A 10,390-nucleotide genomic window follows, 5' to 3' on the forward strand; every position below is an offset into this window, starting at 1 on the left:
TTTCGTTGAGTGGCTGGAGACGCCCGTATGTATGACTTGCCTGGCAACTTGTATCGTCCGCTTTACAGGCTAAGACCCGTTGCATTGTTGCCGTTGCTGTTGATCGGGCACCAGGTACGTGCCGAGTTTGTTCCCGCCGATAGAACCATCACTCAAAGCGACCCTGTTCAGGATTATCGCGTCATCAACGGCGCCACCTTGACGGCCCAGGGGGCCAGCACCCTGGCGATCGTCGTTGATCCCACCAGCGGCCTGGTGCTGGAGGATTCCGATGTCGCTTCCGCCAACGGCACTGGCGTACAGCTGCGTAACGCTAACGCGAACGTGACTGGCAGTCGTATTTACGGCGCTACGCTGGGTCTGAGCCTGGGCAGCATCGCCGGGATTCCCGGTGGTTCGACGGCCAGCGTGCAGGGCAGCCGCATCGAAGGGGGTGTCATCGGCGTCCAGGTGGGAACCGGGGCCGACTTCAGCGCACGTGACAGCCAGATCAGCGGTGGCACCCAGGGCCTGCAAATGGGCAATGGCCAGGCCCGCCTGCAGAACACCACGGTCAGCGGTGGCGTTGGCGTGGGCATCAACCCCGGCAGCGACCTGGCATCCCCCAACCGGCTGATCCTCGACGGCTCCAGCGTAGAAGGCACCCACGGCTCAGCCATTCTGGTGGGTGACTACGGGCTGCCCGACAGCACGGCCGAGATCCTGGTCAACAACGGTTCCACCCTGAAGGGCGCCAATGGGGTGCTGCTGGAAGTGATCGGCACTGCACAGGCCGACATGAGCGTAGACAACAGCCAGTTGCGCGGGGATGTCGTGGCCGAGCCAGGCGCCGTGGCTCACTTGACGCTGCAGAACAACGCCAGCCTCACCGGTAACCTCAAGAATGTCGAGCGCCTGACGGTCAACAGCCAGGCGCAATGGATCATGGCGGGTGATGGCCAGGTGGCCAATCTGAGCCTGGACAACGGCACGGTGCGTTTCGGCGAACAGGGCCAGCCGCGGTCCTTCTATACGCTCTCGGTGGGCCAGCTCTCCGGCAATGGCACCTTCGCCATGAAGGCCGACTTCACCGACGGCCTGCACGATTTCCTCGAGGTCACCGGCAACGCCAGCGGCAGCCACCAGTTGGCAGTCACTGCCAGTGGCCGGGATCTCTCGGGCGAAGCCAGCCTGCACATGGTGCATATCGGCGGTGGGGACGCGCAGTTCAGCCTGCTGGGGGGGCCGGTGGATCTCGGCACCTGGTCGTACGACCTGGTCAAGCGCGGCGACAACGACTGGTATCTGGACACCGAATCCAAAACCATCAGCCCGGGCACCCGAACCGTCCTGGCCCTGTTCAATGCCGCGCCGACGGTCTGGTATGGCGAACTGGCCAGCCTGCGCACGCGGATGGGCGAGCTGCGTCTGAATCCCGGCAATGCCGGCGGCTGGATGCGTGGCTATGGCAGCCGCTACGACGTCGAGCACAGCGCCGGCCTTGGCTATCGCCAGTCGATGCAGGGCCTGAGCCTGGGCGTCGATACGCCGCTGGCCTACGGCGACGGGCAGTGGTTGGCCGGGGTGATGGCCGGCTACAGCCACTCCGACCTCGACCTGGGACGGGCAACCAACGGCAAGGTCGACAGCTACTACGCCGGTGCCTATGCCACCTGGCTGGACGAGGCCAGTGGCTGGTATTTCGATGGCGTACTGAAGTTCAACCGCATGCGTAACAAGGCCGAGGTGGCCCTGAGCGATGGGCAGCGGAGCAACGGCGACTACAGCAATAACGGCCTGGGCGCCTCGCTGGAACTGGGTCGGCACCTGAAGCTGGATAACGGTTATTTTCTCGAACCCTTCGCCCAACTGTCGGGTCTGGTCATGGGCAGCAAGGACTATCGCCTGGATAACGGCATGTACGCCGAGGGCGAACAGACCCGTTCCCTGCTAGGCAAGCTAGGGGCAACCGCCGGGCGCAACTTCGACCTGGGTCAGGGGCGGGTGCTGCAGCCTTATGTCAGAGCGGCGTGGGCTCACGAGTTCGCCGATGACAACCAGGTGCGGGTCAACGACAACCGTTTCAACAACGACCTGTCCGGGTCACGCGGCGAACTGGGTTTCGGCGCGGCGGCCTCGTTCTCCGACACCTGGCAGGTCTACGCCGACTTCGCCTTCAGCCACGGCGAGCGAATCGAACAGCCTTGGGGGGCCAGCCTGGGGGCTCGTTACAACTGGTAGCGGGTTCGCACCGCCAAGCGGCGGCGCTCATCGCGGGCCGCTCAGTTCTACCAGTGTCGCCCCCGGCGGGTGTTGAGTTAAATGGACTCAGACCACCGGTGTCGAGCCTGGCGCTCGACACCCTGTTCAGGGAGAGTCCAGCATGAGCAACGCCCCTGCGATACAACCCCGCGAGCTGCCCGGTCCCGTGGTCGAGGGCTTGCTGCCCGACGACCCCCAGTGGGACCAGACCCACCTGTTGCCAACCGCCGCGACCTATGTCCCATTGCCGGTCGAAGTACCGGCGTGGGAACACTTGCCCATTCCGGGGCAGAAGACCCTCCTCAAGTTGTTCTGGACCTCCGGTGTCACCACTCAGCTGGTCGAGCAGCGCGAATGGCACAGCGACGATCATCCCGATGCCATACCTGACCAGGATCGCTACTTCACCGTGCCGGTGCTCCATCTGGTGCAGGGCGAGCATCAGGTCTGGTACGAGCTGACCCAGCCCAGCGGCAGTGTGGCGCAGTCGGGCAGGACGCCCGTGACCATCGACCTGACCCCGCCGGTGCTCAATGTCAACGAGCGCCTGGTGTTCGATACGGCGACCGTCGACTGGCAGTACCTGCTTGGCCACGACGACCGCTTGCAGGGCACGCTCCCTGCGTATCAGGTAGCCGCCCCCGGTGATGTGCTGAGCTGGTACTGGGGGGCAGGGGCTACCTCGGCTGATCTGGCCGGTCGCTGCACCCTGACCCGCGATGACATCGGCCAGCCTATCAAGGTGGTGTTCGAAGGCCAGCTGATCCGTGATCGTGGCGATGGCCAGCGCTACGCCAGCTATAAGATCGAGGATCGCGCCGGCAACGCCAGCCGACAGGCTCAAGCCACAGTCCTGACGGTTGCCGCGCACAAGCCACCGCGTAGACTTCCTGCCCCGCGAATCAAGGAAGCGGCCGGCAGCGGCAGCAATTGGCTCCTTGACCCGCTCAATGGCATCAACGGTGTGACGCTGGTGATTCCCCCCGATGCCGTGCTCTACGAGACCGATCAGGTGTTCATGCAGTGGGCGCAGCCCGGCGAATTGGGCAGTTGGCGCGGCGACACCGAGACCGCGCCTGGCTCGCGCGAGTATCGGGTGCCTGTCGCGCATATTTCGCCACATATCGGCCACATCAACGTGCCTGTGTATTACGAGGTGGTCGAAACAGGTGTGGACGACCCGCAGGGTTCGAGCAAATCGAACCTCAAGGTTGGCGGCCTGAATGGCCTGCCGACGGTGCAGTGCGACGCCATCCACGCTGGCGAGATCAGTATCGCTGCCGTGGATGCCAGCGGTGGCCAGGCGCATTTCTCGCTGCAGCGCTGGTCGTTCATGGCCAGCGGGCAGCTCGTCAACCTCAAGGTCAATGGGCTGGATCAGGCCGGGCAGATGCTCAGCATCGAGGTGTTGGTGAGGCAGCCGGTCGACGCAGCGGTCGAGGTGTTTCCCGCCGGCAAGCTGTCCAGCACGGAGCTGCGGCGTTTCAAGGTTGGCAGCCCGCTGGAGATCAAGGCTTCGGTGAGCTTTGACAACGGGACGACTTGGCAGGCTTTTGGCACCGCCAATGCGACGCTGCGCGCCTGACGGCCTGCCGGGTCGCACCGGCAGGCCGTGGCCTCACTGGTAAGTGAGGGTGAAACTCAGCGCACCCTTGGCCAGGCCGGGCCTTACGTCCCGGCTGGCTTCGGTCTGGTAGAAGCGGGCATTGAAGTGCAGCGCCATGTCACCGGGGGTGAGGGTGGTCATCGGCACCTCGGTTGCCAGTTCCATGGGGGTGATGCCATCGGCCTTGAGAATCTGGATGCCCACACCTTGTGCGCCAGAGTCGGTGGTCAGGCTGAACACGCCATTGCTGGTCGGGCCCACCGGCTGCGAGCCGTTGAGGCCGTCGAGGCGCAGGTGCGCGGTGGTGACCGGGCCGCCAGGGTCGGTTTCACAATTGCTCAGGTTGATGCTGAACGGCACCACCGGGGTGGTGTGGCCAGGCCCGGTGAAGTCCGCACTGTCCCATTCCCCGAGCATCACCGGGTCGGCGCTGACCGGGTTGGCGCTGACACTGCACTGCGCCTGGATCACCGTGCCCGTCATTCCGTACTGGAACACTTTGCCCAGGTCCTGCACATAGCCGCCAAACAGCTCGCTGCCGGTCAGCGTGTTCGGCCCGGTCGGGATCGTGCCGGTCTTGACCAGGGTCACCGTGGGGCGAATGTAGTACAGCTCGATGTCGAGTTCGAGTGGGTTGCGGTGCGGTCGGCGGGTGCCCGTGAAGGGCACGAACGGGCGTCCGTCATCGGCTACGAAGGCATTGATGGCCAGGGTGCTGTGGTGGGGGGTACCCAGCCTGATCATCGCGCCGACGCCAGGGATGGACGTTTGCAGAATCTTGCCCGTGGTGTCCTCGCCGCCGATCGGTGGCAAGGGTGACGGATGGATGGGCACCGACGCCTGGGCATGGAACCACAGATTGCCGCCGTTCATGTCCTTGTAGAAACACATGGGCCGGTGCGGGCCGGGGTGCTGGATGAACGCGGGGCGCAGGGGCTGGCCGATCACGGTGCCGACCGGTGCGTCGCGGGGCACGTACAGGGTTCCGATGTTCTGCACGAAGGAGAGCATGGTTGGCCCGGCGGGCATTTGCCAGTAGCAATAGTTGTCGGCCAGTGCCGAGCTGGCCTGCAGGCAGACCGCGGCGGCCAGCCAGGGCAAGGCGCGAGGACGGAAGGGGGTCATGGTGTCGTTTCCGGATGACGGCGGGTGGGAAGGAGGCCGGCGGGTCAGTCGCACGTGACCTCCTGCATTCGGTAGCCCTGGCGCTGTGGCATGGTCGACGGGTCGATGGACAGCCGGCACTGCGGGGCGCTGCTCTCGCCCCAGCTGACCTGCAGCGTCTGGGCTTCAGGCCGGGTGGCCAGCAACACCTGGCCGGCCTGGCCCACGGTCCCCAGCACCTCGCCATGGCGGTCGGTCACCTGGGCTCCGAAGGGCAATGGACGACCGTCCACGCTGCGCGCGGTGAGCATCAGGCGGCTGACCTTGCGGGCGGCGAAGCGCGCCTTGACCACCGCACCGCGGCTGGGCACGACCTGGGTGGTGCCGTTGTCGATTTCGACTTCCGGGCCCAGGTCGTCGGTTTCCAGCGTCACGGCATTGAAGCGGTAGGGCCGCAGGTAAGGCACCAGGGCATAGCCGTGCTGGCTGGTGCGTGCACCGATGGCGTTCTGCACGCCGACGCCTTCGATCCCCGGCACCTCGACCAGGGCATTGGTTTCGCCCAGGCTGGTGCCCAGCTCGACACCGCCAGCGTGCAGCAGCACGGCGCCGCTGGCGTTGAGCGAGACGCTGCGGTAATCGTGACCTTGCGCGACCCCTGCGCCGACACTGGCAAAGGGGGCCTGATAGCCCACCGACAGGCTGCCGACCTGGCCCTGCTCGGATTCGTGGTTCACGCCTACCCGGTAGCTCAGGCGGTTGCGGTCCAGGCTGCCGCCCAGGCTCACCCGTTGGCTCTGGCGGTCGCCCTGATGCAGCAGGTCGAAGGTGGCGTTGCTCGCGTGCTTCCAGTCCAGCGGCATCGAGATGCTCAGCCCGAGCTGGCGGTCGGCCCTGTTGCGCGCGTTGCTCAGTGACTGCGAGGCATGCAGGTTGTAGGTCACGTTGGCGTGGCGGGTGCTGAAATTGAGCTGGTACTGGCGTTGCTCATGGTCGCTGCCCCAGTAGTCCTGGTGCGAAAAGGTCAGGCTCAGGCTGCTGTGGTTGCCGATCTTCTGGTGTACGGAGGCTTCCAGGCGGCTACGGCGGCTACCCCGCCAGCGGGTGCGAGTGCTGCGCTGGCTGATGGCTTCGTCGAAGTCCCGGTAGCCCTCGGTGGAGTAGCGGTAGCCAGCAAAACGCAGATGGGTGCCGCTGGTGAACGCCTTACCGTACTTCAATGCATAGCTGAGCCCCTGCACGGCGCGGGTGTCTGCGGTGAGGATATCCGCCTCGGAACGCGTCACGTCGAAGGCCGCCCCGCCCAGGGCCCCCAGGTCCCTGGCCAGCCCCAGGGCGGTTGCACGGTAGCCGTCGCTGGCCAGCAACCCGCCATAGAGCGTGGCGTTCCAGCCCAGGCCGACGCTCAGCGTGCCTTGCCAGAGCAGCGGCGTTTCGCTGTCGTAGAGCGTGTGGTAACGGCCAATCGCGCCGCTGTACTGCCATACCCCTTCGCGCAGCAGGTTGTTGATGGTCGAGTAGGGCTGGGTGAAGCGGCGTACCTGGCCATCTTCTTCAGTGAGTACGATTTCCAGTTCGCCGCTGCCGGCGGTGGTCAAGTCATCGATCGCGTACGGGCCGGCGCTCACGTAGGTGGAGTAGATGGGGTAGCCGTTCTGCAGCACCTCCAGTTTGGCGCGGCTCTGCGCCACGCCGCGAATCACCGGCGCGTAGCCTTGCAGGCTGTCGGAAAGCATCTCCAGGTCCGAGCGTATCAGCAGGCCACGGATCGGTACGCTGCGGAACACCTCGCCGCCGGTGAAGGTCTCGCCCAGGGTCATGGTCGCCCGGGTGCCCGGCATGTCGCGCTGCAGGTAGGTGTAGGCCCGGGTCCAGTCCCGACGTCCCTGTTCGTCGTGGCGCATCGAGTGGTTGCTGCGCAGGCGCCAGGCACCGAGGTTGAGGCCGGCATTCAGGTACAGGTCGTCCGAGTTGCGCTGGCCAGTCTGCCGGTGGCTGCTTTGCTGGGCGGAGACCTGATAGTTGACGAAGGCGGCGTTGATGCCGTGGTCCCACAAGGCCGGGTCGACTTCGCCGATGGCGCTGCGGCGCATGGCGATCTGGGGCACCGATACGGCCAGTTGCAGCTGCCGGGTATCGAAGTCCAGTGTGGCGCCCGGCAACAGCTTGGGCAGGTCCACGCAACCCTGGAGTGCTGGCGGTTCCAGGCCTTGCAACCGTACGCCCAGCTGTTCCAGCAGTTCGGCGGACAGGCAGGGGCGCAACGATTGGTCGCTGGGGTCGAGATCGAAACGCAGTTCGCGGATGCCGAAGTAGCGACGGTTGATGGAGATCTGCACCTTGTAGTCGCCCGGCGCCAGGTCCTGGCCTGCCGCCAGCGCCTGCAGGGCCTGCAGGCCTGCGTCATGGGCCTGGCCAGGTGCCTGACGCATGAACGACGACTGGAACTCGACGGTGGGCGGCGCGGCGCTGCAGGGTGTCGCCAGCAGCAGCGCGCTGCTGCCCAGAATGAATGGATGAACGACAGGCAGGCACGCGGGTACGCGCCTGTGCCCGCATCCGGGTAAAAGCTTCATGATGAAGAGTCCTGCGTGTGAAGCGCGGTGGTTACCGCGTCAGGGGGAGACGTGAACGTCCTGGCTCAATGGGCTGGTCTGCCCGCCATAGTCGTTGATGGCCGACCAAGTGACCTTCAGGCCCGCAGCGGGCCTCAGGGTGCCCAACGGGTAAGACTGGCTGTGCAGTGGCGCCAGCATTCGAGGGTTCTTCACGCGTTCGTTTTGCTGGCCCTGGCTGACTTCCAGGCGCGAGAACGACACATGAAAAGGCGTTGGGTTGTGGGCTACCAGCAGGGTTTTGCCGGCCTGCTGCTCGACAGACCAGCGCAGCTCTGGCAGGCGCTTCACCGGGTTGTCGCGCAATCCGGCGGGCCGATAGAACAGCTTGATACGGGTGCGCAGGGCGATGTTCAGCAGGTTGCCCTGGTCGCCGCTGGCCTGGGGAATTTCCTGCACGTTGAAGTAGAACAGCGACTCGTGATCGCCTGGCAGGTCATGGGGCAGGCCGTTGATCTGCACTTGCTGCTCCTTGCCCGGGTCGAGGCGAAACAGCGCCGGCGAGGGCATGAAAGGCACCGGTGTGACCGCATCATCGGCGGCGGTGTTGACCCAGGTCTGCACGGCGAACGGCCGGTTGCTGGGATTGCTGACGATCAACGACGCGCTGCGGCGTTCGCCGTCGAAGACGACACGGGTGGTGCTGAGGGTCAGGGCGGCCTGGCTGGCCGGTGCGAACGCCAGCGCCATGGCAAGGCAGGCGCCTTGCAGCACGGTAGCGGGTTTGAAAAAGCCTGGCATGGGTGTCTTCCTCAGGCCCGACACCGAGGTGTCGGGCGTGGCCTGGCTGCCACGCGGGGGAGGCAGCCAGGCGGCGGGCACGGGATTATCAGTTGACGGCGACGACGAACTGCACGTCGGCGGAGGCGGCACCGGCGCTGACCGTGGCGGCCAGCGAGCGGTAGTAGGCGTTGAAGACCATGTCGGTGCTGCCGTTCTGGATCAGGTCATAGGGGGCCGATTCGGCACCAGGGGCCACGACGCTGCCGGTCTTGTCCTTGATGACGATGGCTACGCCCTTGGCGCCGTCTGTGGTGGGGGTCACCGCGAAATACTGGCCGCTCGTGTCCGCGCTGCCATTGAAGGTCACGGTGGCGACGTCGTCGGTGCCGGTCAGGCCGCAGTTGCCGTCGTCGGTGAGGCGCAGGGCGAAGCTTTTGCCGCTGTATTCCTGGCCCACGGCGGTGAAGCGCGAAGCTTCTATACTGCCCATCTTCACCAGGTTGCCCACCGAACCGTCACCGGGGTTGACCACCTCGATCGGGCAGGTGCTGCTGGTGATCTTGCCTTCGAAGTTGATAGTGCCGGTAGTGGCCATGGCCGAAGTGCCGGCCAGTGCCGATAAAACGCCCAGGGAAAGTGCGAGGAAAGTCTGTTTCACGTAAATGTCCTTATCGTTCGGTGGCTCACTAATGACCCAAACAAATAATTATGGAGTTAAGGGTGAAGTTTTATGCTTCGTCATGACGGGGCGGCATGCTAAGCACAGATGTCTTGCACGCATAGAGGAAGGCAGGCGGCGTCTTGCAGCGGTGTCTGTAAGAATTTTCTGCGTTATTTGATGTAACTTATCGACGCATTTTCATATGAGTGTGACGGACTAAGGTCGATCTGATCAGTCAAGCCGAGTAGGAGCCAACTGTCTTTCACCGAAGATCGACCAACGGTCAAATTGCACCCTCTCGCCATGGTGCACCATCTCGCACCATGGCGTTTAACCTCACCAGCAGGACTCGCATGCACGCCGTCAGCGCCACCTTCGCGCACTTACCTCGGGCGCGAAGTTGAGCGTATCGGTTCTTGAAGTCCTCGTTGTAACGGACCATCACCAAGGTACTCATGTACATCGCACGGCGTAGCTTCGCGCGTCCGCCGTAAATGTGCCGGTTACCGCGCTTAGTCCCACTGTCGTTGTTGTAAGGCGCCACTCCTGCCAAGGCCGCCACCTGTCCACGACTCAGATCCCCCAGCTCGGGCAGATAGCAAAACAGGCTGGAGATCGACACCGCGCCGATGCCTTTGATCGCTTGCAGGCGGTCCACCAAGGCCCCATCGACCTGTCGAGTCTGTGCAGCAATGCGTCGGTCTGCCGCCTTGATCATCTCTTGGATTTTGGCATTGAGCTCCCGATAGGCCTGCTGCACTTCAGGTTCTTGCGCTTGTTGAATACGGCGACGGTTGTCATCACGCTGCTGAACGAAGGCGTCACGCTGGTTCACCAGTTCGGTCAACTTATCGCGCGCTTCATCGACCACCACAAACTCTTTCTTTCGCAAGGCATGGGCGAACATGGCCAGCATCTGCGCATCGATCGAGTCGGTTTTGGCTTGCTTGCCCATCGCCAGAGCGAACTGGCGAGCACGCAGCGGATTGATACGCATGACCTTGAATCTGGCCTTGGCCAGGAGTTTGATCGATAACCTTTCGTAGCCGCCTGTGGCCTCAACCAGTACCTGCTCGACCCGGTTATCACTTAACCATTGGATAAGCTGGTGGATTCCTTCAGAGGTGTTGGTGGTGCAGAAGCTATTGCTCTGGGGATACAGCGCAATCTGCAGGGTATCTTTGGCGACATCGATTCCGGCGTAGGCGGTCATAAGAAAAACCTCTAGGCTTAAGGGCGAGAGGTCACTCTGAACGGGCTCACGCTTGTTGTTCGAGGTCGGACTCAGTCAACTGTTCGAGCTTGGAGTCAGAGTGAAAAGAGTGGATGGCAGTTGGGCTCCTACACGTGCTCCAGGGCACCGCGGCTTAACAGTTGCCATCCACCCCTCTCACCTCTGACTTTACCCTGTCGAAAGACACAAGCGGCTTCAGCCGCGAA

General features: G+C 64.0%; 7 protein-coding genes. 2 read left to right on the top strand and 5 right to left on the bottom strand.

The window, feature by feature from the left end; all coding sequences use genetic code 11:
* The first annotated feature begins 27 nt into the window (after positions 1-27).
* Positions 28-2,220, top strand: a complete 2,193-nt coding sequence (locus QZ497_RS01470) for an autotransporter outer membrane beta-barrel domain-containing protein (protein ID WP_295470447.1) — start codon at positions 28-30, stop codon at positions 2,218-2,220.
* Positions 2,221-2,362: 142 nt separating this feature from the next.
* Entirely contained in the window at positions 2,363-3,826 is a 1,464-nt protein-coding gene (locus QZ497_RS01475; protein WP_295470449.1) for a hypothetical protein, read from the top strand.
* A 33-nt stretch (positions 3,827-3,859) separates the two neighbouring features.
* On the opposite strand, the gene QZ497_RS01480 is transcribed toward QZ497_RS01475, so the two are convergent.
* The 5 genes from QZ497_RS01480 to QZ497_RS01500 form a co-directional block, all read right to left on the bottom strand.
* Positions 3,860-4,972 carry a fimbrial protein gene (locus QZ497_RS01480; RefSeq protein WP_295470450.1) on the bottom strand — a complete coding sequence of 371 codons (1,113 nt, stop codon included), beginning with the start codon at positions 4,970-4,972 and terminating at the stop codon, positions 3,860-3,862.
* A 44-nt stretch (positions 4,973-5,016) separates the two neighbouring features.
* Positions 5,017-7,527, bottom strand: a complete 2,511-nt coding sequence (locus QZ497_RS01485) for a fimbria/pilus outer membrane usher protein (protein ID WP_295470452.1) — start codon at positions 7,525-7,527, stop codon at positions 5,017-5,019.
* Positions 7,528-7,566: 39 nt separating this feature from the next.
* On the bottom strand, positions 7,567-8,307 hold the full coding sequence (locus QZ497_RS01490; RefSeq protein ID WP_295470454.1) for a molecular chaperone: 741 nt from the start codon (positions 8,305-8,307) through the stop codon (positions 7,567-7,569).
* A gap of 88 nt (positions 8,308-8,395) precedes the next feature.
* Positions 8,396-8,947, bottom strand: coding sequence for a fimbrial protein (locus QZ497_RS01495; protein ID WP_295470455.1), 552 nt, complete (start codon positions 8,945-8,947; stop codon positions 8,396-8,398).
* Positions 8,948-9,233: 286 nt separating this feature from the next.
* Positions 9,234-10,163 (bottom strand): IS110 family transposase, encoded by a 930-nt coding sequence (locus QZ497_RS01500; protein WP_295470456.1) that lies wholly within the window; start codon positions 10,161-10,163, stop codon positions 9,234-9,236.
* Between the last annotated feature and the right edge of the window lie 227 nt (positions 10,164-10,390).

The sequence above is a fragment of the uncultured Pseudomonas sp. genome, from assembly GCF_913777995.1.
GTDB lineage: Bacteria > Pseudomonadota > Gammaproteobacteria > Pseudomonadales > Pseudomonadaceae > Aquipseudomonas.